The sequence below is a fragment of the Staphylococcus simulans genome (genome assembly GCF_002994445.1).
GTDB classification, from domain to species: domain Bacteria; phylum Bacillota; class Bacilli; order Staphylococcales; family Staphylococcaceae; genus Staphylococcus; species Staphylococcus simulans_B.
In genome coordinates this window covers 107118-131456 of sequence record NZ_MRZJ01000005.1, presented here as the reverse complement: position 1 = coordinate 131456, position 24339 = coordinate 107118, and the positions used below count along the sequence as shown (strand labels likewise).

The 24339-nt window shown below is 37.4% G+C and carries 24 protein-coding genes; 19 read left to right on the top strand and 5 right to left on the bottom strand.

What is annotated here, in order from left to right; genetic code table 11:
• Window positions 1–76 precede the first annotated feature (76 nt).
• Complete coding sequence (locus tag C7N65_RS08365; protein WP_105994025.1) at window positions 77–1006, bottom strand: LysR family transcriptional regulator; 930 nt, start codon at window positions 1004–1006, stop codon at window positions 77–79.
• 170 nt (window positions 1007–1176) lie between these two features.
• Here C7N65_RS08365 and C7N65_RS08360 point away from each other — a divergent pair, with 170 nt between their 5' ends.
• Window positions 1177–1932 (top strand): SDR family NAD(P)-dependent oxidoreductase, encoded by a 756-nt coding sequence (locus tag C7N65_RS08360; protein WP_105994024.1) that lies wholly within the window; start codon window positions 1177–1179, stop codon window positions 1930–1932.
• A gap of 28 nt (window positions 1933–1960) precedes the next feature.
• Window positions 1961–2383: a lipocalin-like domain-containing protein gene (locus C7N65_RS08355; protein ID WP_105994023.1), complete on the top strand. Its 423-nt coding sequence runs from the start codon at window positions 1961–1963 to the stop codon at window positions 2381–2383.
• Window positions 2384–2448: 65 nt separating this feature from the next.
• Here the strand turns inward: C7N65_RS08355 and C7N65_RS08350 are convergent, their stop codons facing one another.
• Window positions 2449–2958 carry a YagU family protein gene (locus tag C7N65_RS08350; protein ID WP_105994022.1) on the bottom strand — a complete coding sequence of 170 codons (510 nt, stop codon included), beginning with the start codon at window positions 2956–2958 and terminating at the stop codon, window positions 2449–2451.
• Between the two features lie 179 nt (window positions 2959–3137).
• Between C7N65_RS08350 and C7N65_RS08345 the strand changes: the two genes are divergently transcribed.
• The 5 genes from C7N65_RS08345 (at window position 3138) to C7N65_RS08325 (ending at window position 10278) form a co-directional block, all read left to right on the top strand.
• The gene (locus tag C7N65_RS08345) at window positions 3138–5003 is read left to right on the top strand and encodes a BglG family transcription antiterminator (RefSeq protein WP_105994021.1); all 1866 of its coding nucleotides are present in this window, start codon (window positions 3138–3140) and stop codon (window positions 5001–5003) included.
• 78 nt (window positions 5004–5081) lie between these two features.
• Window positions 5082–7031, top strand: coding sequence for a fructose-specific PTS transporter subunit EIIC (locus tag C7N65_RS08340; protein ID WP_105994020.1), 1950 nt, complete (start codon window positions 5082–5084; stop codon window positions 7029–7031).
• Window positions 7032–7044: 13 nt separating this feature from the next.
• The gene (manA, locus tag C7N65_RS08335) at window positions 7045–7980 is read left to right on the top strand and encodes a mannose-6-phosphate isomerase, class I (protein ID WP_105994019.1); all 936 of its coding nucleotides are present in this window, start codon (window positions 7045–7047) and stop codon (window positions 7978–7980) included.
• Between the two features lie 263 nt (window positions 7981–8243).
• Entirely contained in the window at window positions 8244–8765 is a 522-nt protein-coding gene (isaB, locus tag C7N65_RS08330; RefSeq protein ID WP_105994018.1) for an immunodominant staphylococcal antigen IsaB family protein, read from the top strand.
• Window positions 8766–9006: 241 nt separating this feature from the next.
• The gene (locus tag C7N65_RS08325; RefSeq protein WP_105994017.1) at window positions 9007–10278 is read left to right on the top strand and encodes an amidohydrolase family protein; all 1272 of its coding nucleotides are present in this window, start codon (window positions 9007–9009) and stop codon (window positions 10276–10278) included.
• A gap of 62 nt (window positions 10279–10340) precedes the next feature.
• Here the strand turns inward: C7N65_RS08325 and pbp4 are convergent, their stop codons facing one another.
• Window positions 10341–11570: a penicillin-binding protein PBP4 gene (gene pbp4, locus C7N65_RS08320; RefSeq protein WP_234019065.1), complete on the bottom strand. Its 1230-nt coding sequence runs from the start codon at window positions 11568–11570 to the stop codon at window positions 10341–10343.
• 149 nt (window positions 11571–11719) lie between these two features.
• On the bottom strand, window positions 11720–12106 hold the full coding sequence (locus C7N65_RS08315) for a (4Fe-4S)-binding protein (protein WP_105994015.1): 387 nt from the start codon (window positions 12104–12106) through the stop codon (window positions 11720–11722).
• Window positions 12107–12293: 187 nt separating this feature from the next.
• Here C7N65_RS08315 and C7N65_RS08310 point away from each other — a divergent pair, with 187 nt between their 5' ends.
• From C7N65_RS08310 to rbsK, 6 genes are all read left to right on the top strand, one after another.
• Window positions 12294–12572, top strand: coding sequence for a GNAT family N-acetyltransferase (locus tag C7N65_RS08310; protein WP_105994014.1), 279 nt, complete (start codon window positions 12294–12296; stop codon window positions 12570–12572).
• 193 nt (window positions 12573–12765) lie between these two features.
• A complete protein-coding gene (locus C7N65_RS08305) occupies window positions 12766–13896 on the top strand; it encodes an acetylornithine transaminase (protein WP_105994013.1) in 1131 nt (376 codons plus the stop codon).
• Window positions 13897–14049: 153 nt separating this feature from the next.
• A complete protein-coding gene (rbsR, locus tag C7N65_RS08300; RefSeq protein WP_105994012.1) occupies window positions 14050–15045 on the top strand; it encodes a ribose utilization transcriptional repressor RbsR in 996 nt (331 codons plus the stop codon).
• A 170-nt stretch (window positions 15046–15215) separates the two neighbouring features.
• Window positions 15216–16097, top strand: coding sequence for a ribose/proton symporter RbsU (gene rbsU, locus C7N65_RS08295; protein ID WP_105994011.1), 882 nt, complete (start codon window positions 15216–15218; stop codon window positions 16095–16097).
• 17 nt (window positions 16098–16114) lie between these two features.
• Window positions 16115–16519 carry a D-ribose pyranase gene (gene rbsD, locus C7N65_RS08290; protein ID WP_105994010.1) on the top strand — a complete coding sequence of 135 codons (405 nt, stop codon included), beginning with the start codon at window positions 16115–16117 and terminating at the stop codon, window positions 16517–16519.
• A gap of 16 nt (window positions 16520–16535) precedes the next feature.
• A complete protein-coding gene (gene rbsK / locus C7N65_RS08285; RefSeq protein ID WP_105994009.1) occupies window positions 16536–17444 on the top strand; it encodes a ribokinase in 909 nt (302 codons plus the stop codon).
• Window positions 17445–17518: 74 nt separating this feature from the next.
• Here rbsK and C7N65_RS08280 read toward each other — a convergent pair whose 3' ends face one another.
• Window positions 17519–17881, bottom strand: a complete 363-nt coding sequence (locus C7N65_RS08280; protein WP_105994008.1) for a hypothetical protein — start codon at window positions 17879–17881, stop codon at window positions 17519–17521.
• A 235-nt stretch (window positions 17882–18116) separates the two neighbouring features.
• Here C7N65_RS08280 and sph point away from each other — a divergent pair, with 235 nt between their 5' ends.
• From sph to C7N65_RS08250, 6 genes are all read left to right on the top strand, one after another.
• Window positions 18117–19046, top strand: coding sequence for a sphingomyelin phosphodiesterase (gene sph / locus C7N65_RS08275; RefSeq protein ID WP_234019071.1), 930 nt, complete (start codon window positions 18117–18119; stop codon window positions 19044–19046).
• A 114-nt stretch (window positions 19047–19160) separates the two neighbouring features.
• Complete coding sequence (lip, locus tag C7N65_RS08270) at window positions 19161–21020, top strand: YSIRK-targeted triacylglycerol lipase (RefSeq protein ID WP_105994006.1); 1860 nt, start codon at window positions 19161–19163, stop codon at window positions 21018–21020.
• A 249-nt stretch (window positions 21021–21269) separates the two neighbouring features.
• A complete protein-coding gene (locus C7N65_RS08265; RefSeq protein ID WP_105994005.1) occupies window positions 21270–21698 on the top strand; it encodes a transporter suffix domain-containing protein in 429 nt (142 codons plus the stop codon).
• The gene (locus C7N65_RS08260) at window positions 21646–22086 is read left to right on the top strand and encodes a MarR family winged helix-turn-helix transcriptional regulator (RefSeq protein ID WP_105994004.1); all 441 of its coding nucleotides are present in this window, start codon (window positions 21646–21648) and stop codon (window positions 22084–22086) included. Before C7N65_RS08265 ends, C7N65_RS08260 begins: the two co-directional genes overlap by 53 nt.
• A gap of 134 nt (window positions 22087–22220) precedes the next feature.
• Complete coding sequence (locus C7N65_RS08255) at window positions 22221–22946, top strand: gamma-glutamyl-gamma-aminobutyrate hydrolase family protein (RefSeq protein ID WP_234019064.1); 726 nt, start codon at window positions 22221–22223, stop codon at window positions 22944–22946.
• Between the two features lie 4 nt (window positions 22947–22950).
• Window positions 22951–24312: an APC family permease gene (locus tag C7N65_RS08250; RefSeq protein WP_105994003.1), complete on the top strand. Its 1362-nt coding sequence runs from the start codon at window positions 22951–22953 to the stop codon at window positions 24310–24312.
• The last annotated feature ends 27 nt before the right edge of the window (window positions 24313–24339 follow it).

Genomic DNA, 24339 nt, shown 5'->3' with positions numbered 1-24339 from the left:
CTTCCTTTCTGTATTATGTTCTCACTATAAGTGTAAACTTCTAACTTAGCGAGTTCTAATGAAAAGGTTTACATAATCAGGTTGATTCGGAGTCGAAATTTGTCTTAAAGGATTGAATTGCTGTGTCAATAAAACGTCTTGAAGCTTTAGTGAGCTTTCTGTTTTTAGGATAAGCAATAGCAACTGTATTATTGTATTCTTGAATATCGAGCTTGAAGTAATAGGCACTTTTATGAATATTATTGTTTTTAACACTTTCAGGTACAAGAGTAATACCTAAACCTTCACTTGCAAGTTTTAATGCGTTGTCGATACTCATAGTTTCCATAACGATATGCGGCTCAATGTTGTAAGTATTAAAGAAATGATTCATGACTTTTCTTAATGTCATATCAGATTTCAACACGATAAACTTTTGACGATTTAAATCGCTGTAAGAAAATGAAAATTGATAATCTGGTGTTTTAATATTTTTGGTGAACATATAATCGTTTGGAATCAATAGGTAAATAGGTTCCTTATACAGTACTTCATAGTCGATATTTTCGTTATCAATGGGAAGAATTGTAAGGCTCAAATCAATTTCATGCTGTTCTAATAGTTTTTCGATTTGTTTTGCATTGTCTTCAATCAGCTTAACGTCGATACCCGGATTCATTTTGATGAATTTCGGCAAGATAGTATATAAATTATGGGATGCAAGTATCGGATTGACACCGATTTTAAGGCGTCCTCTCTTCAGGTTTGAAATCTCTTGGAGTTCACTCTCCATTTGATGGAAAAGCTGTTCCATTTGTTCAAGATAAGAGAGATAGCGTTCACCAGCATAAGTTAAAGTAATAGGTGTATTTGTGCGGTCGATCAGCTGCACGCCTGCTTCTTCTTCAATATCTTTAACAAACTTGCTTAAATAGGGCTGTGAAATGAAGAGTTGTTTTGCGGCATGAGAAATACTGCCATAAGCAGCAATCGCTTCTAAATATTGTTTTGCATTTTCTTTATACATACGACCACTTCCTAACCAATGATTGATGTCTACTATAACTAAATTGTTATAGATTTGATAGTTAAAAGCGTATTGTACAATTCAGCATACACAAGAGAGAATAGAGATGTAACGAAGACCAAATAACGTATTAACTTTCAGATAAATATAAAAATAAGGAGCATGGATTTATGAAGAAAAATGTAATTATTACAGGGGCAGCACAAGGTATCGGTTACGCTATTGCTAAAGCTTTTGATAGTGAAGGTTACCGTGTCTTTATTTTAGATATGAGTCAGGAAAAAGCAAAAGAAGCGGCAGACAGCTTAAAAGAAGGTCACGCTTATACAGTAGATGTAACGAATGAAACACATGTCGAAAATGCAGTTAAAGATATTAATGCTAATTACGGCTCTATTGATGTGCTTGTTAATAATGCAGGTATTCAATATATTTCCGCAACAGAGGACTTCCCGTTAGAACAATGGAATAAAGTACTGGGTGTCATTCAAACAGGCACATTCTTAATGACAAAACATGTATTGCCGTTTATGAAACAACAAAAACAAGGGCGTATCATTGTTATTTCATCTGCACATGGTGAAAATGCAGATCCATACAAATCAGCTTATGTCGCTTCAAAATTTGCTCAAATCGGCTTTACAAAATCTGTCGCATTGGAAACAGTTGATGACGGTATTACAGTCAATGCAGTCTTACCGGGACCTGTCCGCACTGCACTTATCGAAAATCAATTAGCAAAACTAGCTGAACAAGACCAATCTACTGAACAAGAAGCTATGGAAAAACACATTACAGGCAAAATGCCTATGAACCGTTTATTAGAACCAGAAGAAATTGCGGACACAGTTGTCTTTTTAGCTTCTGATAAAGCTTCTGCCATCACTGGAGAAACAATCAGTGTATCAGGCGGTATGAACGCATAATTGAGTTTATAAAAGGAGAAATGTATTGATGTCACAACTTATGGAACAACTCATAGGAACATGGAAATTAGTGAAATACCAAGATGTTGCTGAAGATGGAAGTATCTATTACCCATTTGGCGAAGATGCGACAGGATTTATTATGTATAACCCTGATGGCTATATGTCAGCGCAATTAATGAAACAAGGCAGACCTGCGTATGCTTCAGGCGACCTTCATAAAGGTACAACAGAAGAAATGGCAACAGCAGCTGAAGGCTATCTTGCTTATGCGGGCAACTTTGAAATAGACGAAGCACATTCAACCATTTATCATACTATGTTAGTAAGTATGAATCCTACATGGTTAGGTGATACACAACCGCGTGAATTCTCACTTGAGGATGACATCCTAACTATCGTGAATGGTAACAACCGTAATCAAAAACTCGTGTGGCAACGTGTGAAGTAAATATAAAGTAAAACAGACTGCGTATCTCAAGGGATAATAAGATACGCAGTCTGTTTTGATACATATTAAGCTTTTAACGCTTTATCTTTATAAATGGCATAGCGTCTGACTAATTCGATTGTCATCATCCAAACGATATGACCGAATAATTCTGATAGATGTTCATGGAACGGTTGATCCCAAGGTGCAGGAACGGTTTGAATTAAAGGCATAAGTACAAGGTGGAAACCAATCCAAACGATGATACCGAAGACAGCACCATACCCTGCATAAATCCAACTGTATTTTTTCGCTAAGTAGATATAGATTAAAGCAATAACGATAGAAAAGCTATAATGTACGATAAAGCTGACCCAAGGCAGCATCTGTTCTGAAAATTGGTAAGTTTGATGTGTGAAATCAGGTGAGAAACCTAATTGTTGAAGCAGTTGTTGAGGCGGGTTGGTCGCATTACGCTCTGGTGTACGCGGCGGAAACATGACTTCCCATCCTAATTTAACAATCCCTGATAATAATCCAGCAATGACTGCTGTATAAATAAATTGCAAAGTGCTTTTGTTACGTGCTTGGTGCATGTAATCTCCTCCTTTTGAATAAGAGTATAATAACATGATTAGGTTGTTAGAAATATAATAACCTATAATTATTTTGGAGAATTATGAATTTTATGTGAAATATTGTACTTTATCTAAGTATTAGGTATTTCTTATGAAATGGCTTACACTAAAAGTAATAACATGAGGAGGCGGTTAGAATGATTGAAAGACAAATTAATTTAATTCAGCTGTTTGTGAATAATGCCAATCATTTTTTAACATCTGATGATGTTGCTGCCTTCTTAAATGCGTCTAACAGAACGATACGTAATGATATAAAGTATGTGAATGCGGTGTTTCTGAAAGACTTGATTGTGAGTGTGAAATCGAGAGGTTACCAATTAAATACTGAACTTTACAGCGTTGAAACAGTTGAAACAAAACTCAAAGCGTATACAGATAGAGATCATAAAATTCTTGTGACATTAGGTTATCAGCTATTAATGAATGAAACGCAATTAACAACACATCAATTAGAAAGCGACTACCACCTTTCAAAGAAGGAAGTTCTAGATTATATCAGCCGCATTCAAGCGTGGTGCGAAAAGTTTGATGTAGCTATCAAATTAAAGCCGCGCAAAGGCATTGAAGTAGTCGGAAGTCAGACTGACCTCAACAATGCAATTTTGCATTTGAATCAGCTGTCTACACACAATCATCGTGTAGAAGCTTTGATTTTAAATGAACTGCCTAATGCACATGTACAAACCATCGCACAAATTATTAAAGACAATTTGAAGCTGTTTAAGATTAATACATCAGATATCCAAATTGAACAATTGCTGATTCATTTGATTTTGATTATAAAGCGAAGGGGAAATGATGAATATTTAGGCGGTTTAAATCAAGAAGCTTTAACCATTGCCCAGCAAATTATTGAAGAGATCAACCATAAACTCAGCTACACACTTAATAAGCAAACCACTCAATTGTTTTCTTTCTTCATCAGTTATCACTTCAATAAGTTTGATTTAGGAGTTCAAAAGCTGTTTATTGAAAGCTACATCAATCGAATGATAGAGCGTATGGAAGAACGTATAGGTGTTTGTTTTACTCAAGACAAAATACTAAGAGAAAACTTATATTCTCATTTTGGACGTACGTATTTAAGAATTATGAAACAAGTCTATTTAAATAATCCGTTAACGAAAGAAATCAAAACTTTGTATCCTTTTATTTTCAACGTACTTTACGACATTGGCCAACAGATGTCAGAAGATGCCGGGATAGAGCTTTCAGAAGACGAAATTGCATTTTTAACGATTCATTTTCAATCTTCTATAGACCGTAATGAACAAAACCATTTAAATGTCGTCATTGCTTGTTATTACGGTATTGGTATATCTCAACTGCTTGCGACAAAAGTATCAAAGTTAAACGAGCATATTGTTGTTAAAGATACGATTAGATTAGAAGAAATTGAACAATATGATTTCTCCGATATTGATTTGTTAATCACAACGCATGATATCAAAATCAAACACTTGCCGAAGGATGCAGAACTGCTTCAAGTATCACCGCTGCTCAGCGAAGATGATAAACATCAGTTGGAAAGACTGACTGCTAAGAAGTTGAAACCTGCAATGAAAGCAGATGAAATAGCGGGTGTGAACTTCATAGTTGAAGCTGAGGGCGATACGCCGTTCAATATGGCTGAAATTTTTGAACGGGCGCAAATGATTCTAGGTGAGAATCATGCAGTGTTAGAAGGCTATATCGAGAGTGCTTTAGAACGTGAAAGAATGTCTTCCACATATATCGGTAATCAAATTTCTATTCCGCACGGGAATCCTGAAAAGGTGTTGAAGTCGCATGTAGTGATATTCAAAAGCCAAAAAGGATTCTACTGGAAAGAACATCAAGTCAAAATGGTCTTCTTCTTAGCGACTACAAAAAATGATATTCAACTGACGAAACGCATCATTCAAACGATTGCACAGTTTGAAGAAAATACAATGGATGAATTACTTTATTTAGATGACCAGCCATTCAAAAACAAATTAATACAAATGATTCAAGGATAATTGCCGGTAGTAACGGTAATTATCTTTTTTTATGCCTCTTTGTTACCGCTTACAATCAAAGTAAGGAGTGTGATTCGGATGAAAATATTAGCAATTACGTCTTGTCCAAACGGTATTGCACACACATATATGGCGCAAGAAAAATTAGAACAAGCAGCCAAAGAAATGGGTGTAGAGATTAAAGTTGAAACACAAGGCGGCGTAGGCGCTGAAAACGTATTAACAGCTAAAGAAATAAAAGAAGCAGACGGTATTATTATCGCAGCTGACAGACAAGTAGACTTATCGCGTTTTAATGGAAAACGTTTGATTAACGAAAACGTAAGAGAAGGGATACATCATCCTAAACAATTAATTCAACGTATTATTGATCAAGATGCACGTATTTATCATCACGAAGGTGCTTCAGACGATGATAGTTATGAAGAAGAAGAGAAGAAAAGCGGCGTGCAAATGGTCTATCAACACTTAATGAACGGTGTATCTTTCATGGTTCCATTTATCGTTGTCGGCGGTTTGCTGATTGCAATTGCTTTAACACTTGGAGGAGAACCTTCCGCAAAAGGTTTAGTTATTCCAGATGATTCATTCTGGAAATCTATAGAAAAAATCGGGGGCTTATCATTCAGCTTTATGGTTCCTATCTTAGCAGGTTACATCGCCTATAGTATTGCGGATAAACCAGGGCTAGTTCCAGGTATGATCGGCGGTGCTATTGCAGCTGACGGAAGTTTCTACGGCAGTGAAGCAGGTGCAGGATTCTTAGGCGGTATCGTAGCCGGATTTATCGCAGGTTATGTAGCGAAATGGATTAAAAATGTCAAAGTGCCGAAAGCTATGGCACCGATTATGCCGATTATCATTATCCCGATTTTAGCTTCATTAGTGGTCGGTTTAATCTTTGTATTTATTATAGGTGCACCGATTTCAGGTGTATTCACAGCGTTAACAGGCTGGTTGAAAGGTATGCAAGGAGCCAATATTGTCCTTCTGGCATTGATTATTGGTGCAATGATTGCCTTTGATATGGGCGGTCCCGTCAACAAAGTTGCTTTCTTATTCGGTTCAGCATTAATTGCTGAAGGCAACTATGCAGTGATGGGTATGGTTGCGGTTGCAGTATGTACACCGCCAATCGGTTTAGGTTTAGCAACATTTATTCAAAAACGTAAATTCAATAACTCAGAACAAGAAATGGGTAAAGCCTCATTCACGATGGGTCTGTTCGGTATCACAGAAGGTGCTATTCCATTCGCAGCACAAGACCCGCTTCGTATCATCCCTGCCAACATGATCGGCGCTATGGTCGCTGCAGCTATCGCAGCTTTAGGCGGCGTAGGAGACAGAGTTGCACACGGTGGTCCTATTGTTGCAGTGTTAGGAGGCATTGAGCACGTATTATGGTTCTTCATTGCTGTCATTATCGGTAGTTTAATCACCACAGCAACTGTATTATTGTTCAAAAAAAATGCACCGACGGCTGTACTTGATGGAGCAGGTGCAACAACAGAACTTTCTGATAATCAAGAGGCTCACACACAAACAGAGCCGGTACACGGAGACACAACTACACAAGAAACAAAGGAAAACAGTGTTTTCCATAAAAGCTTAATCGAATTAACAAACAGTGAAATGAAACGAGATGATGTGATTGATCGATTGATCACAGAACTGAAAAATCAAAACTATGTTGAAGACTTTGATTCAGTTAAAACATCAGTATTAAAACGTGAATCTGAATCTACAACAGCTATTGGTATGAATGTCGCAATTCCGCACGCGAAATCAGATGCAGTCAAACAACCTGTAGTCGCAGTATTGCAAAACAAACACGGTGTGGATTGGGAAAGTCTAGACGGCACATTGCCTAAGATTGTGTTCTTAATCGTCGTACCGAATAACAGTAACGATACACATCTTAAGTTATTACAAAGACTTTCTAAAACACTTATGGACGACGCAACACGAGACAGATTGATTAATGCAGATACGAAAGATGAAATCTACGACATTTTAAAAGCAATATAAAGGATGATAACGTATGGCACTATTTTTAAAACCAGTATTTCAAGAACGCATTTGGGGCGGTTCGGCTTTAACACAATTTAATTACGATATTCCAAATGATTTAACAGGTGAATGTTGGGCAATTTCAGCATTGCCGCATGGATCAAATGAAATTGAAAATGGTCCGCACCAAGGTAAAACGTTAGAACAAGTATGGGAAGAAGATAAAGCATTGTTCGGTAATGACAAAAGAGACAAATTCCCGTTACTGACAAAAATATTAGATGCAAATGATAAATTATCTGTACAAGTACATCCTGATGATGCTTATGCACAAGCACATGGAGAAGGTTACGGTAAGACTGAATGTTGGTATATTTTAGACGCCAAAGAAGATGCAGAAATCATATACGGTGTGAATACAGATAACCAAGAAGAGCTGGAACGCATGATTGATAATAAAGCATTTGATGAATTATTCCATAAGGTCAAAGTCAAACCCGGAGATTTCTTCTATGTCCCTGCAGGTACCGTTCATGCTATAGGAGCAGGTATTATGATACTTGAAACGCAACAATCATCAGATACCACATATCGTATCTATGATTATGATCGTAAAGATAAAAACGGCAATACACGAGAATTACACTTAGAACAAAGTAAAGCTGTTATTGATGTTACACAAACTAATCCTAATACAACGCCTAAACATGAAACACGTAATGGACAAGCCTATACACAATTTGTTTCAAACACATTCTTCACCGTTGAGAAATGGGATATTGAAGGTGATTTAACATTTGAAAAACCTTACGAGTACTGCTTGGTCTCTGTGATTGAGGGAAGCGGAGAGGTTATTATAGACGGAGAAACAAACAATATAGAAAAAGGCACACACTTTATCATTACCTCAGAAGATTTAGATATTACTTTTAAAGGTGACATGAGTTTAATAGTAAGTCATCCATGATTGGAGTATATATCATCATAAGGCTAATAATAGTCGTTGAATTGAAGTAAGGAAAACAAAACCTCCTCGATCCTTTAATGGAGACATCGAGGAGGTTTTGTACTACAAAAATTCATTTGAATTTTGAAAGTATGTGTTCTGTTGTTATAGTTGCTTATGCACTAAAGACTGCTTTATAAGTGGTTAATGAAATTATTTGTAACATTTGTAATATTGCTGTAATCTGAGGATGAGAGGTTATCAAAATACGAGGAGTGTTAATCATGAAAAAGGTGATTATAGCGACAGGTGTAACTTTGACAACCGTACTTGGCGCAAGCCTAGCATCCCCGATTGACGTTGGTTCTCAAGCAGCATATGCCGAAAGTGAACAACCTTATTATAACTACACGGGTTATGCAAGTAATGACTCAAGCTTCATTTTGGATCCGAATTTTAAGAGAGCTATTGAACACGATAATGTAACGTTCAATGGACACAAAATTGATTTCAGCCAAGCCCCTGCTGGTAATTTAACTTCTACAATGGTTTATGACCAAATGTTATTTATTAAGAAAGATTCAGGTAAAGTAGTATCTGCAGAATTCCCAGGCCATAGCATCACAAAAGCGCAAATTGAAGAGGTATACGGTCCGCCTACTCACTTCAAGACGGGTGATACTGTAACTCAAAAAGACTCAGGCACTATGTTCTATAATTTAGCCGGACGCTATATTGCATTTGATGTACATGAAGGTCAGCTGACAAATGTTTATCTTAACCCGCAATATTATTTAATTGAATAATTTATCGGACGTTCGCACATAGATTAAGCGCCTCTCAAATGTTAAGCGAGGTAAGAAGCAGGCTTTTTGCTTCTTATCTTGCTTCTTTATTTGTCTATAGGCTTTAGAGTGCATAATATGTGCGTTTGTTCAATGCGTTAAGTTTCTTTAATCCTTTATATGTTGATAGAATTGAAGTGTGTTATTAAGAACATTGAATAATTTTTTGTTTATGTTGGTAAGAGAGAGATGGAGGGATTATATGAGCAAAAAATTTATTAACGCATCTATTTACAAGCATGATGATGCTTCTGAAATTTTAGTAGAGAATGGCAAGTTCGCCGCAATCGGTAAAGATTTAGGAGAAGCGGATGAAGTGATTGACTTGAAAGGACGTTTAGTATTACCGCCTTATGTTGATTCACACTTGCATTTAGATTACTACTTTACTGGACAAGATCCTAAAATCAAAAATGAATCAGGTACGTTATTTGAAGCGATTGATTTATGGAATGATTATAAAAAAGGTACAACTAAAGAAGAAATGAAAGAACGTATGCGTAAAGCTATCAATGATGTCGCAAGTTACGGTACACAGTATATCCGTGCACAAACGGACTGTACAGACCCGAACTTAACAGGCATTAAAGCTGCGATTGAAATCAGAGATGAATTAAAAGACAATATTACAATTCAAGTAGTCGCATTCCCGCAAAACGGTATGTATTCATTCGAAGAAGACGGCAAAACAGGCCGCGACTTAGTAGAAGAAGCGCTGCAACTTGGCGCAGACTGTGTCGGAGGTATTCCGCATAATGAGTGGAGTCCTGAAGACGGAGCAGAATCAGTAAAAGAAATTGTCCGTTTAGCGGTTAAGTATGACAAACTCATTGACGTTCACTGTGATGAAACAGATGATGCAGAAGCACGCTACCTTGAACAATTGAACGCAGAAGCAATGAAACAAGGTTATGGTCCATACACTACTGCTTCACATACATGCTCATTCGGTTCAGCAGATGATGCATATGCATTCAGAATGATGGGCTTATTCCGTCAATCTGGTTTAAACTTTGTATCATGCCCGACAGAAAACTTATTCTTGCAAGGACGTCAAGATACGTATCCTAAACGCCGCGGTTTAACACGCGTGAAAGAATTTGTAGATAATGATATCAACGTTGCTTTTGGACAAGATTCAATTGTGGACTTATGGTATCCGGCAGGTTCAGGCAACCTTATGAATATCTTAGACAATGGTCTGCATGCGACACAATTAATGCGCGAACAAGACTTCCCGCGCAACTTTGACCTTATCACTTACAACGGTGCGCAATTAATGCGTATTGAAGATGAATACGGTCTAGATGAAGGCAAACCAGCAAACTTCATCGTTGTTGATGCGCCGACAGTATTTGAAGCACAAAGACGCCGTTCAGACTGCCTTGCTTCAGTACGTAATGGCGAATATCTCTTCAAGAGAGCTTTACCTGAATATGAAACTGAATTAGATGTTACACGTAAAACAAAATAAACATCGCGAATATAAAAATGAGTGGCACAGCATTGATTTGCTGGGCCACTCATTTTTTATGTTCATTTCAGTCTTTTGAATAAGATGTATAAAATCAGACAACCCAGCACAATACCCCCGATAATCGTAAAGATCCAAGTCAGAATGAGACCTGTATGAGATACAGGCTCAACTGTTACATTTGGCGGATGTGCACCTTTTAGAAATTGACGCGGATAATCTGCTTGTACTTTGTCATCCTTCACACTTAAATGATAGCTGTCTTTATCTTTAGGTACGACATCATATAAGTCTTGTTTCACGTCATATTGCTTGCCATCGATTTCATGCGTTCCTTTACTGAGGACTTTGCGATATTCATAATGCTTCATCGCATCTTTTGTTAAGTCATTCGCCAGTTTTTGACGCGCATGTTTCGCATGTTCGCTTGGATAAGGCAGTACATTGAGGATAACAGTGTTGATACGCAGATTGTTTTGTTTTGCGGTCAATACTAAATTATAGCCGTTTTCGCTTGTGCCGGTTTTCAAACCTTCTGCACTGCTTAAGCCGTCTGCGGCATGCGGTAAAGATAAGTTAGTGTTCGTTAACTTCTTATGGTATTGTTCATCCGTTTCTAATTTAGAGTAATCTAAAACTTTCGGATGTTCTTTAATGAGTTGTTGAGCTAATACCGCAATGTCTTGTGCGGAGCTTTTAGAAGCTGTTTCATGTTTATATTTTTTCGGCGCAAATTGCTTCATCAGCTTATTATTTGCGCCGCTAGGGTTCGTATAATGTGTTTGATGCATTCCCATTGCTTTTGCTTTTTCATTCATCCGATTTGTGAAGTGTTCAATATCGCCATCGATATGGTCAGCCAAGATTAACGATGCTGCGTTGCTGGATTCTAACATTACTTGTTTAAGCAGCTGATCAATCGTATAAACTTGGTTCTTTTTAACAGGGAAAGTGGTTAAATTCGGTAATTGAGCCATTTCTTCATACTCGGATGTAATTTTGACTTTATCTGCGAGGTGAATCTTCTGATTTTGAACATCTTCTAAAATTAAATAAACCGTCATTAACTTTGCGGTTGATGCAGGATCAAGTTGACGTTGTCCATTGTAATCATAAAGAATTTGTCCTTGCTGCGTAGTCACATAAGCGCTCTTTGGGTTGTATTTTTTGTCTATAGATTCATGATAGTGTTTGGCAATTTCAACAGGCGTTTCTATTGCTTGTGCACTTTGTGAGATCGTCATTGCCCAAAGTATCAAAATCGAAAGTACAATCCCGATACCTTTTTTCAAAGTTGTTCTTCCCTTCATTTTAGTGTATATCTAAAACCTTACTATAATAGTCTAAAGGGCTCAACTGTCTTTAGATAAAATATAATAAAAATTTACAAAATAAAAAGCACTTCCATCATTCTAGAATAGAAGTGCTGCACTTGTTCAGCTTATTTGCCGTCTAAAGTGTAGAACGGGTTGTCGCTCACATTTGTGCCGCCTTTTAACAGCGCACGATTTAAATGTAATGTTTCACCATTATGATTCAGTGTGAATTCACCTTTGACAATGATTTGGTTATCATCACCGATAGAAATTTCAGTATGATCATGGTGTTCGTTAGGTTTGCCGTCTTTACGGTTATATTCTAATGCGCCGCTTGGGCAAAGTTCTACAACACGCGCAATTTCATCTGCGCTCGCTTTGCTAGGGTCAATCCATGGGCGTTTCTTCGTATCGAATACTTGTGATAAGTTCTTAACACATTCAGCTGCGTGAATACAACGTGCAGGTTCAAAAGAGACATCAATGGCTTCGCTCGTATAATTTTTTCTCATGTTATCACTCCTAAATTGAAAGAAAATTCGTAATTTCAATATAGCACAGGTATACAAAAAACAAAATTAATTTACACTCAATAATAAATGAGAATGATAATAAATTGTATAAAACGGTTTAATTACTTGCTTTTAGGGTGAATTGCACGTAATATCAAAGTAATTAAAAAAGTAGGGGGCAACCTAAATGACAGAAGTTAAACATGGCAAGAATAGATTTTATGTAGGCAACAGCGAAAATGACTTTCAAGCATTGATGACATACGTACCGACTAGTCCGGATATGTTTATTATTGATCATACTGAGGTATCAGAAGCACTGCGCGGGCAACGTGTAGGTTACGCGCTTGTAGAAGCAGCGGTAAATTATGCAAGAGAGAATGATATGAAAATCGTTCCTTTATGCCCGTTTGCGAAAAGCGTATTCGATAAAACACCTGAATATGCGGATGTATTAAAAAAGTAAAACCAATGTATCGACACACGGAGAAATGATATACAAGGCAGTACTCATTCAAGATGGGTGCTGCTTTTTTATGACTAAATAGTTAATAAGGTAATAGATTTTTATCAGTTGACGCAGTAAAGAGACAAAGGTATGATATTAATAATTATACATTTAAATACATAAAGATGAATTTAAGTCAGAAGGTGACACCATGAGCAAACTATTTCAAAATTATAAACGTGCACAAATTGAATTCGTGAAAGCAGAAGGCAATGTATTAATCGATACCGAAGGTAAGCGTTATTTAGATTTTTCTTCTGGTATCGGTGTAACGAACTTAGGATTTCACCCCTATGTAGAAGCAGCACTCCAACAACAAGCAGATCAGATATGGCACACACCGAACATCTACTTGAACCAACTTCAAGAAGAAGTGGCAGAGAAGCTGATGGATGACAAAGATTATTTAGCTTTCTTTTGTAATAGCGGGGCAGAAGCGAATGAAGCAGCTATCAAACTTGCACGTAAAGCGACAGGAAAACAAGAAATCATAACCTTTAAACAATCTTTTCATGGCAGAACGTTTGGTTCTATGTCTGCGACAGGGCAAGATAAAATCAAACATGGCTTTGGAGATGGCGTGCCGCACTTTAAATATGCGGTATTTAATGATTTAGAAAGTGTGAAACAGCTGATTACAACAGATACGGCTGCTATTATGCTGGAGCTGATTCAAGGCGAGTCTGGGATTATTATTGCAGATCAAGCTTTTGTTCAAGGCCTGGTACAGCTCTGCAAAGATAAGAATATCTTACTAATTGTTGATGAAGTACAAACAGGAATAGGACGTACAGGTAAACTGTTCGCATTCGAGCATTATCATATCGAACCTGATATCTATACCCTCGCAAAAGGTTTAGGCAATGGTGTACCAGTAGGGGCGATGTTAGGCAAAGCTGAATTAGGACCAGCTTTTGATTACGGCAGTCATGGTTCGACTTTCGGCGGTAATAAATTAGCAATGGCCGCAAGTTCTGCGACATTAAATGTGATGAAATCTCCTGACTTTCTTGAAAACAGCTTTAAAAAAGGCGAATACCTGAAAACACAATTACAAGAAAAACTGAAAGATAAAGCCTCTGTCATTGAAGTACGCGGACTGGGACATATGATAGGTATAGAGATAACACAACCTCTAAACGAAGCAGTAGAAAACGCAAGATCAAAAGGATTGATTGTACTTACTGCAGGCACTAACGTTATTCGCTTGCTGCCGCCTTTAACTTTAAGCAAAGAGGAAATTGATCAAGGTATCCATATATTAGTTGATGTTTTAACATAACGAAGAAAACTGAGACACAGCAGTTTGTATTTGCTGGTCTCAGTTTTTATTTCATCAACTCTACAAACTTAATTAGAGATGATATGATGAAAGAGATAAAAAGGCGGCACATTTGCGTAAGCGAGTCTGTCAGCATAAGGGGAATAAGCACTCATGAAGAAAGTATCAATTAAAGATGTCGCAAAAGAAGCAGGTGTATCCTTAACAACGGTTTCGCACATTTTAAATCATAAACAAGAACGCTTTTCTCAAGCGACAATTGATAAAGTCTTAACGGCTAAAGATAAATTAAATTACATACCAAATAAAAATGCCCAACAATTAAGAGGTCATACGATTAAATTGATTGGTGTCTTAGTACCTAGTTTAACGAATCCTTTCTTTTCGGCTATTATGCAAAGTATGGAACAACATAAACCGGATTATGTAGATTTATTCTTCTTAAGTACTTCAGGCGATCATTTAGAACATAACATCAAGCATTTAGTCGAAAGAGGAATGGATGGTTTAGTTATTGCACGTTTAATCGACCAGCCTGAAAGTATGAATAATTATTTAGAACGGCATAATGTACCTTATGTGGTACTGGATCAAAGCGAGGATAATGGCTATACCGATATAATTCGAACTGATGAACAAACTGGCGGTGCTTTAGCCGCAGAGCATTTAATCCAACTCAACCATCAACATATAGCTATCGTTCACCCTTATGAAATGATGTCGAATATGCAAGCACGTGTAAAAGGTTTCGAAGATTACTGTAAAACACACAATATTCCTATACCGGTTAAAATAGAAACAAAATTATCTCCATCCGGCGGTAAACAAATTGCAGAACAAATTATCAAAAGCAATGTGACAGCTGTTTTTGCGATTAATGATGAAATGGCTATCGGTATTTTGCGTGGTCTAAGAGAACACGGTAAATCTGTTCCTGAAGATATCTCAGTAGTAGGCTATGACAATATCAGCTTTTCACAATACATGACACCTGCATTGACGACTGTAGCACAACCGATTGCGTTAATAGGCGAAACTGCATTAAGACTGATCGTGAAGAAAGTTACGGACAAAGTACAAGGCGTAGAACGTGTTGAACTGCCGAATAAATTGGTAATCAGAGAAACAACCAATTATTTAAATGAATAATTCTTATCAAAGACGAGGCGCTTATTTACTATAAGTGCACTCGTTTTTTATTGTGGCAAAAATCTTAAATCTATATGAAAACGTATACAAATGAGTAGAAAAGTGCTAGTATGTGATTAAAGTAAAACGTTTTACTAAAACGACATTCAGAAAAAATAGAGGTGTTAATCATGAATATAGTCGCTTTGCTTATTGGTTTAGGACCGTTGCTTGGTTGGGGTTTATTCCCGACAGTAGCTTCTAAATTCGGAGGTAAGCCGGTTCACCAAATCATCGGTACAACAGTAGGGACGTTGATTTTCGCATTAGTCTTTGCGGGTATTACAGCCCAGCATTTCCCTACCGGCATGAATTTAATTTTTGCACTGCTTTCAGGGGCAGGTTGGTGTTTTGGACAGATTTTAACGTTTAAAGCATTTGAATTAATCGGATCATCCAGAGCTATGCCGGTCACAACAGCTTTCCAGCTTTTAGGCGCATCTTTATGGGGTGTATTTGCCCTAGGCAACTGGCCGGGTGTGACAAATAAAATTATCGGGTTTGTCGCATTAATCGTTATTTTAATCGGTGCACGTATGACAGTTTGGAGTGAACACCCAGAAGCACAAAACAGCGGGCAGTTAAGAAAAGCAGTTGTCATTTTACTGATTGGTGAAATCGGTTATTGGCTGTATTCAGCTGCACCGCAAGCGACAGACATCGGTGGTAAAGCAGCCTTTTTACCGCAAGCCATGGGTATGGTTTTAGTCGCAGTCATTTATGGCTTAGTCTTTATCAAAAAGGACAATCCATTTAAAAACAAAATTACTTGGCTTCAAATTATTTCAGGTTTCTTCTTCGCATTTGCGGCTTTAACTTATTTAATTTCAGCCCAACCGGATATGAACGGTTTAGCAACAGGCTTTATTTTATCTCAAACATCTGTAGTACTTGCGACATTGACAGGTATTTATTTCTTGAATCAACGCAAAACCAAAAAAGAAATGGCAATCACAGTCATTGGTTTGGTTCTGATTTTAGCTGCGGCTACAGTCACAGTCTTTATTAAATAAACATGGAGGGAATAGAAATGAAGAAAACCCCTGTATTAAATAGTCATGTATCTCAAGCTATCGCAACAATCGGACATTATGATTTACTTACAATTAATGATGCCGGCATGCCGATACCAAATGATGAACGCAGAATCGACTTAGCAGTAACGAAAGCACTGCCGCGTTTCATTGATGTATTAGAAACGGTGTTGAGCGAATTAAAAGTTCAAAAAATCTATTTAGCTGAAGAAATCAAAACTAATAATCCAAAACAATTAAAAGCGATTAAAGGATTGCTTGAAGAAGATGTGGAAATTGAATTTATTCCTCATTCAGAAATGAAAGCATCTCTGAGTCATCCTTTAAATAAAGGCAATATCCGCACAGGTGAAATCACACCATTTTCAAATATTATTTTAGAATCTAATGTGACTTTTTAGATAAGGAGTGAACACGATGACGAATAAAGTAGTAATTTTAGGGTCAACGAATGTGGATCAATTCTTAACAGTAGATCGTTATGCCAAACCAGGCGAAACGCTTCATGTCAAAGAAGGACAAAAGAAATACGGCGGTGGCAAGGGTGCTAACCAAGCGATTGCGACAGCACGTATGAATGCAGATACCACATTTATTTCAAAAGTCGGCAAAGATGGCTTAGCAGACTTTATGTTTGATGGTTTCAAAGAAGCAGGCATGAATACTGAATATATTACAGAATCAGAAACAGCAGATACAGGCCAAGCGTTTATTACAGTTGATAAAGACGGCAATAATACAATTTACGTCTATGGCGGTGCGAACATGGATATTACACCTGAAGATGTAAAACAAGCTGAAGCGGTAATTAAAGAAGCGGATTATGTAGTAGCACAATTAGAAGTCCCTGTCCCAGCAATCATCCGCGCCTTTGAAATTGCACGTGAACACAACGTTACAACGATTTTAAACCCTGCACCTGCAAGCGAATTGCCAGAATCACTGTTAAAACTCATCGATGTGATTATTCCGAATGAATTTGAAGCTGAAATTCTATCAGGTATTCCAGTGAAAGATGAGAACTCAATGGCACAAAACGCAGACTACTTCTTAAACTTAGGCATTAAAGTCGTTTTGATTACAATAGGTGCACAAGGTACGTATTATGCAGTAAAAGGCAACTCTGGTCTTGTGAAAGCTTATAAAGTAGATGTAGTAGATACAACTGCTGCAGGCGATACATTCATCGGTGCCTTTGTCAGTGCATTTGATATGAAACAAATGAACCTAGAAAAAGCTATTGATTTTGCGAATAAAGCAGCTTCTTACACAGTTCAAAAATCAGGTGCACAGATTTCAATTCCATTCGCAAAAGATATTAAGTAAAAAAAGGAAATAATAAAATTGAACGTCCTTAGACAGATACAGTACATCTGTTTAAGGACGTTATTTATTTCTGCTTATCCATATATGAGGCAAATAGCAACTGTAAGCAGTGTGAGTACCGCAAATATCGCAAAACAAGCACAACATTTAAGCCAAGGACTGATCTGGCTTGTAACGATTGATTTAAAGAGGTAGTAAGCAAGTATCAGAATGAGGGGAATCAAAACAGGAAGTATGAAAAACAAAATACCTGTCCACACATTTTTAAAAATATGATCAAGGATATTAACAAAGGTATCTCCGCCGATCAGCATTGGAATTAAAAATATTAATAAAAAGATAGAAATAACAAACCAGCATCCATTTCCCATACCGCTAGACCGATAATACAAGGCGTTATAATTACGTTTCGTTCGAACTTTATTTATTTTCTTCATAGCTGTCTCCTCTTGGTGTGATTTGTATTTGATTATAGCACTGTCAAAATGAAAAACGTATATTAACAATGTAAAAACAATTATAAGTTTTATAAATATGTATTAATATTATTTGAGTTTTGACACACGCTGCATATGCATATAGTACACTTTGGTAGATTTTATAGTCTATGAAAGAGGAGAAATAGAAATGAAGAAAAAGATTATCTCAATAGTAATACTTACAATCGGTGTGATGTTGGGTTATGGCAATTACATGCAAGCACAAAATCATACATATCCTAATGACTTAAAGTTGACGACACACAACGTTTATTTTATGCCGCGTGCACTTTATCCTAATTGGGGACAAGTTCAAAGAGCACAGTTAATACCCAAAGCAGATTATATGCAAAATCAAGATGTTGTTATCTTGAATGAACTCTTTGACGAAACCGCATCACAAGAACTTAGAAATCAATTAAAAGGACAGTACCCGTACCAAACACCAACAGTAGGTAAAGACCAAAGCGAAGCATGGCATCAGACTTCAGGGAATTATGTATCAGCACGATTTACGAGCGGAGGTGTGGGGCTTGTCAGCAAATGGCCGATTGAACGACAAGAACAACATATCTATACTACAAAAGGATGCGGTGCCGATGCATTAGCTAATAAAGGTTTTGCCTATATTAAAATTAATAAAAACGGACATCCATATCATATTATAGGAACACATCTTCAAGCAGAAGATAGTACATGTTCTAAAGGAAAAGATAAAGAAGTCAGAGCGAATCAAATGAAAGAGATTCAGCAGTTTATTAAAGAAAAACAAATTCCTGAAAATGAAGCGGTCTTTATTGGCGGAGATTTAAATGTGATTAAAGGGACAGAAGAATATCAAGCAATGTTCCAAAACTTAAATGCAGCGCAACCTACAAGTTATCAAGGTGCACAGTATTCTTGGGATACAAGTACGAATGGTATTGCAAATTATAATTATCCGAAACTAACGCCGCAACATTTGGATTATATCTTGCCTGAAAAAAATCATGCTCAACCTGACACTTGGAATCAAAAAGTACATCAAGAAAAATCTCCGAAATGGACGGTTAAGTCTTGGGGGAAAACATACGTGTATAATGATTATTCGGATCATTACCCCGTGTCAGCATCATCTGATTAATTTTATTAACAATTATCTTAATCCAATTTAATATTCTATTAATATCAAATATCTACAATCAAAGTATCATGCTGAAAAGCAGACCTAACTATAGACAGAGAGGCTGAATTGAAGATGAAACAACATCCATATCGTATAAGTAATTTAACCATCGGTACATCATCTATTATCGCTGCATCCTTATTTTTTGCGGATCATCATGCGGCGCATGCATCTGGAAATGCACCTGTACCATCTGATTCATCTGCAGCACGAGCTACGACACAATCTATAGCACAACCAGATTCATCAGGGGAAAGAACTGAGCAAACAAGTCGTTCAGAAGCTGTACAACCTTCACAAAGTGCAGTACATACTCAAACAGAAAATAACAATCAACCACAGAATGCATCCTCAATCAATAGTGGACAAACAGATAAAGAACAACCGCAAACAACACAAGCGCCAACAACTGATACACCTCAATCAGAAACAACACCATCAAAAGAAACTGAGCTTTCGCCTGCACAATCACCAACTCAAAACGAGGAACAAGCACAAGTTGCACCGCAAACAGAAACTGAACCTCCAGTACAAAATACTAAAGAAACAGAAGCGGATACTGAAGAAGCGGTTCAAACGCAAGCACCGACTGAATCACAACAAACAGCAAAAGTTCCAAAAAATAATACAACAACACAACCTACACAAGAAAAAACAGTTGTTGCGCCAGAAACAGCACCTGTTGCACAACAACAGCCAAAACCTAAATCAACAACAAATGCCCAGCCTCAGCAGCAAGTTAAGGCACCCGACCAAGCAGCAACAGCCCAAAATTCAGGACAAGTACAATACAAGAATCAAGATCCGATTATTTTAGTACATGGCTTTAATGGTTTAGTGGGTGATAATGCGGCACCTTCCAGCGGCAACTACTGGGGCGGCAACCGTACAGATATTCAACAGGATTTGCGCGATAATGGCTACAACGTACATGAAGCTAATGTTGGTGCCTACAGCAGCAACTATGATCGTGCAGTTGAACTTTATTACTATATTAAAGGCGGCAGAGTCGACTATGGTGCTGCACATTCTCAGAAATACGGACATGAACGTTACGGAAAGACTTATGAAGGGGTTTATCCGCAATGGCAGCCTGGTCAAAAAGTACATTTAGTCGGTCATAGTATGGGCGGTCAAACAATTCGCCAAATGGAAGAGTTCTTACGAAACGGCAACCAAGAAGAAATCGATTATCACCAGCAGCATGGCGGTACGATTTCACCGTTATTCGAAGGCGGAAAAGGTAACATGGTGAGCTCAATTTATACAGTAGCTTCACCGCATAACGGTACACATGCGGCAAACCTTTTAGGCAACGAAGCACTGATTCGCCAAATTCTATATGATAATGCGAAATTGCAAGGCAATAAATATTCGCAAGTAGACTACGGGTTGTCTCAATGGGGGATGAAACAAGGAGAGAATGAATCGTATACAGACTATGTAGACCGTGTCAGAGCGAAAAGTAAAATTTGGACAACAACAGATAATGCTTTATATGACCTCACACGTGAAGGGGCACAAAAGCTGAATGAAAATACGACACTTAACCCAAATATTGTTTATAAATCTTACTCAGGAGAATCGACACGCCCAGGTATCTTAGACAGACAACGTTCTGATATTCATATGGCAACTTCTAAAGTATTGACTGGGAATGTCATCGGTAAAGTTGATGACAAAGAATGGCGTGAAAATGATGGACTGGTTTCAGTTATTTCAGCGCAGCATCCATTTAACCAAAATGCGACACCTATGACAGATCAGCCTCAAAAAGGCGTGTGGCAAGTCAACGCGCTGCAACATGATTGGGACCACGGTGACTTCGTAGGCTCAGATGCACTGGAATCGCAAATTACACCAGAAACGCTGCGTGCTTATTGGTTGGATATCGCAGATGAACTCGTTCAAAACGAAGCTGTAACGAGATAAACAGCATAAAAAAACACATAAGGAGGACCAAACATGACAGGCACACCTCAAGAATTATGGGAATCATTTGTAAGAATCATGAAAGTGTTATTTTCATAAAGTGCATGCGTATCGCCTTTTTAAAGGAGTGATACGCATTTTTTAATGAAAAGATAAAAAAATCAACTTTAGACTTTACAAAGAGACTATCGCCTATTATAGTTTAGTTAAGTTAACTAAACTAAATTGAAAAAAGGAAGTCGAAAATAGATGAAAACAAATCAAGCAAATAATAAAAGTAAATCAGGAAAATTCAAATTCGGTCTTATTCTCTTAGTCGCTGGTCTCGCTATGTACGGTATTGCTGCAATAACAGGATTCTTACCTATTGATCTAAAATTGAAAGGTATATTGATTGCCGCAATTCTTATCATTGCAGAGGTTGTTAATGTTGTTGCAATTGTATTGTTAGGCAAAGAAGTCGTTAAAAGATATAAAAGTAAATTGAATCCGAAAAATTGGTTTAAAAAGAAAAAAGCAGTAGAGAGTACAGGAACACAAGTGAACATTGAGAAAACAGAAGAAGACAAATATAATGAAGATAAAGTCGTTGATTTGAATACAGAAGCTAAAGGAAGTCGTTTATATGACACAAAAAAACATCTCGCATATCGAAAGTATAGCCCAAGAAATAACTAAAATAAATGAAGCCATTGCTATAGAATATGTACAACAAGAAAGAGATGCTGCAAAATTTAATCTAAACAATCAGCAACATGTGATTATGACTATTTTATCTGAACGTCCTGATATGAAGCCTAGTGAGTTAGCACAACGTTTAGGCGTTTCTAAAAGTGCTATCAGTCAACAACTTCAAAAGTTAAAAATCAAAGATTATATTTATCTTTACAAAGATGAAAAGGATAAACGTGTCTCACTGATTGGACTAGGGAAAAATGGTTTGGCATATCAGCAAAGTATTGACGAATATGTTCAAGCGTTTACAAGAAAATGCGCGGAACAATTCAGTTATGAAGAATTGATTGAAATACGAGACGCATTGACCAAACTGCAAAAAATTATTTAAAGCGAAGAGGTGATCTTTCAGAGGTTGCCTCTTTTCATTTGTCACAATTAATTTCAGAATAGTTAAATTATTATATTGACAATTCCGAGTAAGTTACTATAATTAAGGTTATTCAACAACCGGAGGAAGACATCATGATTAAAACAATAGGTATTTCCGCAAATATTCTCGTAGACCAAGACGGCATGTTCCCAGGCTATAAGCGCTGTTATGTCAATCAAGATTACATTCGCACTATCGTTAAACACGGCGCAGTGCCGGTCGTCTTACCTGTCACTAATGACGAAGCTGTGATAGAAGCACAAATTAAGCTGATTGACGGTTTATTACTCAGCGGGGGACAAGATGTATCACCGCAGCTGTATGACGAAGACCCGCAAGATAAGTTAGGTGAAACACTGCTGATGAGGGATGAGTTCGACTTTAAGCTTATTGAGAAGGCTAAAGAACGTTATATTCCGATTTTAGGTATTTGTCGTGGTGCACAAGTATTAAATGTGTTTCATGGCGGATCGCTCTACCAAGATACAAGTTATCGCCCAATCCAAACTAGCAGACACTGGCAGCCGAAGAACCCAACCGAAAAGACACATGAAATCAGAGTCTTTCCTAAAACCAGACTGGCAGAACTGTTCCCATCCGGCAGATTTTGTGTCAATTCTTTCCATCACCAAGTAATTAATAAACTTGCAGAAGGTTTTGTGGTAATGGGGCAATCTAATGACGGCGTCATTGAAGCATTCGAATCTACAACGTATCCTTATATGGTCGGTATTCAATGGCATCCCGAAATGTTATGGCATGAAAGCAGTATGGACGATTTATTCAAAGACTTTATAAACCAAGTAGAAGGAAGATGACATCATGAAGAAATTAGGATTTTGGTCTATTGTCTTATTGGCTATCAACTCTATTATAGGTTCTGGTATTTTCTTATCTCCAGGGGCTGTCATACAAAAGGCAGGAAAGTATACGATTCTTGTTTATTGTGCAGCAGCAGTCTTTGCGGCAGTTTTAGCGATTACGTTTGCGGCAGCAGCGAAGTATGTAAATAAAAGCGGTGCGGCTTATGCCTACGCTACTTCTGCCTTTGGAGAAAACGTTGGTTTCTATGTAGGGATCACACGTTTCATCGCAGCAAGTATTGCGTGGGGTGTTATCGCAACAGCAGTGGTCAAAACAGCTATTGCTATTTTCGGCGGCGACAATAAAAATTTTTTATCTGTAACAATAGGGTTGCTGATACTGATGGTGATTTTATTATTAATCAACATCACTGGAAACAAAGTATTTGAGTTCTTTAACAATTTATCGACTATCGGAAAATTAGCCGCATTAGTCACAACAATCATTGTCGGATTTATTATCGTTATTACAACAGGTACATCACACTTCAATGATATTAATCGACTTGTCGATACGTCTCAATTAAACACTTCTGCTTTTGTTATGGCAGTCATTGCGGCCTTTTATGCTTTTGTCGGCTTTGAAAGTGTTGCGAGCGGTGCAGAAGATATGAAGCAGCCTGAGAAAAACTTGCCGAGAGCTATTCCGCTTGCGATTTTAATCATCGCAGCGATTTACATCAGTATCATTTCAGTGGTAATGATGATTAACCCGACTGCTGTGCTTCACAGCAAGCATGTGGTATCTCTAGTGACGGTCTTCCAGTCACCGGTAATCTCTAACATTATTTTATACGGTGCTTTGGTTTCTATGTTCGGAATCAGTATTGCAGGTTCTTTTTCTACACCAAGAATCCTAGAAGCAATTGCAAATGAAAACCAAGTTCCGTCTTGGTTCAAACAAAGAACACGTTATGATTGCCCATTCAATGCATTCATCACAACTTTCTTAGTCGCATTGATTATCCCTATGGCATTCCAATACAATATGGTCAGTATCATTGTCATCAGTTCGATTTCACGCTTTATCCAATTTTTAGTTGTACCGATCGGTGTCATACTATTTTATTACGGAAAAGCAAAAGGGCAAGTATTGCCGAATGTATATAAAAGTAAATTTACAGATGTCATTTTACCGAGTATCGCAGTGGTACTTACTTTAATATTACTGACAAAGTTTGATTGGAAAGGTCAATTTTCAATAATAGAACATGGACAAGCAACACCGAACTACTTTGCGATTATCGCAATGCTTATCGGCTATGTATTATTGCCACTACTACTCTTCATAGCGAACAAAAAATATCAAAAACAACATTAAAAAAATTCATCCTGACTCGTTCAATGA

Bases quoted from the DNA above. Each gene is read 5' to 3' on its own strand.
- C7N65_RS08345 (WP_105994021.1), top strand. From the start codon at position 3,138: ATGATTGAAAGACAAATTAATTTAATTCAGCTGTTTGTGAATAATGCC.
- C7N65_RS08315 (WP_105994015.1), bottom strand. From the start codon at position 12,106: ATGAGAAAAAATTATACGAGCGAAGCCATTGATGTCTCTTTTGAACCT.
- C7N65_RS08350 (WP_105994022.1), bottom strand. From the start codon at position 2,958: ATGCACCAAGCACGTAACAAAAGCACTTTGCAATTTATTTATACAGCA.
- C7N65_RS08305 (WP_105994013.1), top strand. From the start codon at position 12,766: ATGAGCAAACTATTTCAAAATTATAAACGTGCACAAATTGAATTCGTG.
- C7N65_RS08365 (WP_105994025.1), bottom strand. From the start codon at position 1,006: ATGTATAAAGAAAATGCAAAACAATATTTAGAAGCGATTGCTGCTTAT.
- C7N65_RS08265 (WP_105994005.1), top strand. From the start codon at position 21,270: ATGAAAACAAATCAAGCAAATAATAAAAGTAAATCAGGAAAATTCAAA.
- isaB (WP_105994018.1), top strand. From the start codon at position 8,244: ATGAAAAAGGTGATTATAGCGACAGGTGTAACTTTGACAACCGTACTT.
- rbsU (WP_105994011.1), top strand. From the start codon at position 15,216: ATGAATATAGTCGCTTTGCTTATTGGTTTAGGACCGTTGCTTGGTTGG.
- C7N65_RS08260 (WP_105994004.1), top strand. From the start codon at position 21,646: ATGACACAAAAAAACATCTCGCATATCGAAAGTATAGCCCAAGAAATA.
- C7N65_RS08360 (WP_105994024.1), top strand. From the start codon at position 1,177: ATGAAGAAAAATGTAATTATTACAGGGGCAGCACAAGGTATCGGTTAC.
- sph (WP_234019071.1), top strand. From the start codon at position 18,117: ATGTTGGGTTATGGCAATTACATGCAAGCACAAAATCATACATATCCT.
- lip (WP_105994006.1), top strand. From the start codon at position 19,161: ATGAAACAACATCCATATCGTATAAGTAATTTAACCATCGGTACATCA.
- C7N65_RS08340 (WP_105994020.1), top strand. From the start codon at position 5,082: ATGAAAATATTAGCAATTACGTCTTGTCCAAACGGTATTGCACACACA.
- C7N65_RS08280 (WP_105994008.1), bottom strand. From the start codon at position 17,881: ATGAAGAAAATAAATAAAGTTCGAACGAAACGTAATTATAACGCCTTG.
- rbsK (WP_105994009.1), top strand. From the start codon at position 16,536: ATGACGAATAAAGTAGTAATTTTAGGGTCAACGAATGTGGATCAATTC.
- C7N65_RS08310 (WP_105994014.1), top strand. From the start codon at position 12,294: ATGACAGAAGTTAAACATGGCAAGAATAGATTTTATGTAGGCAACAGC.
- manA (WP_105994019.1), top strand. From the start codon at position 7,045: ATGGCACTATTTTTAAAACCAGTATTTCAAGAACGCATTTGGGGCGGT.
- C7N65_RS08255 (WP_234019064.1), top strand. From the start codon at position 22,221: ATGATTAAAACAATAGGTATTTCCGCAAATATTCTCGTAGACCAAGAC.
- C7N65_RS08325 (WP_105994017.1), top strand. From the start codon at position 9,007: ATGAGCAAAAAATTTATTAACGCATCTATTTACAAGCATGATGATGCT.
- C7N65_RS08250 (WP_105994003.1), top strand. From the start codon at position 22,951: ATGAAGAAATTAGGATTTTGGTCTATTGTCTTATTGGCTATCAACTCT.
- C7N65_RS08355 (WP_105994023.1), top strand. From the start codon at position 1,961: ATGTCACAACTTATGGAACAACTCATAGGAACATGGAAATTAGTGAAA.
- rbsR (WP_105994012.1), top strand. From the start codon at position 14,050: ATGAAGAAAGTATCAATTAAAGATGTCGCAAAAGAAGCAGGTGTATCC.
- rbsD (WP_105994010.1), top strand. From the start codon at position 16,115: ATGAAGAAAACCCCTGTATTAAATAGTCATGTATCTCAAGCTATCGCA.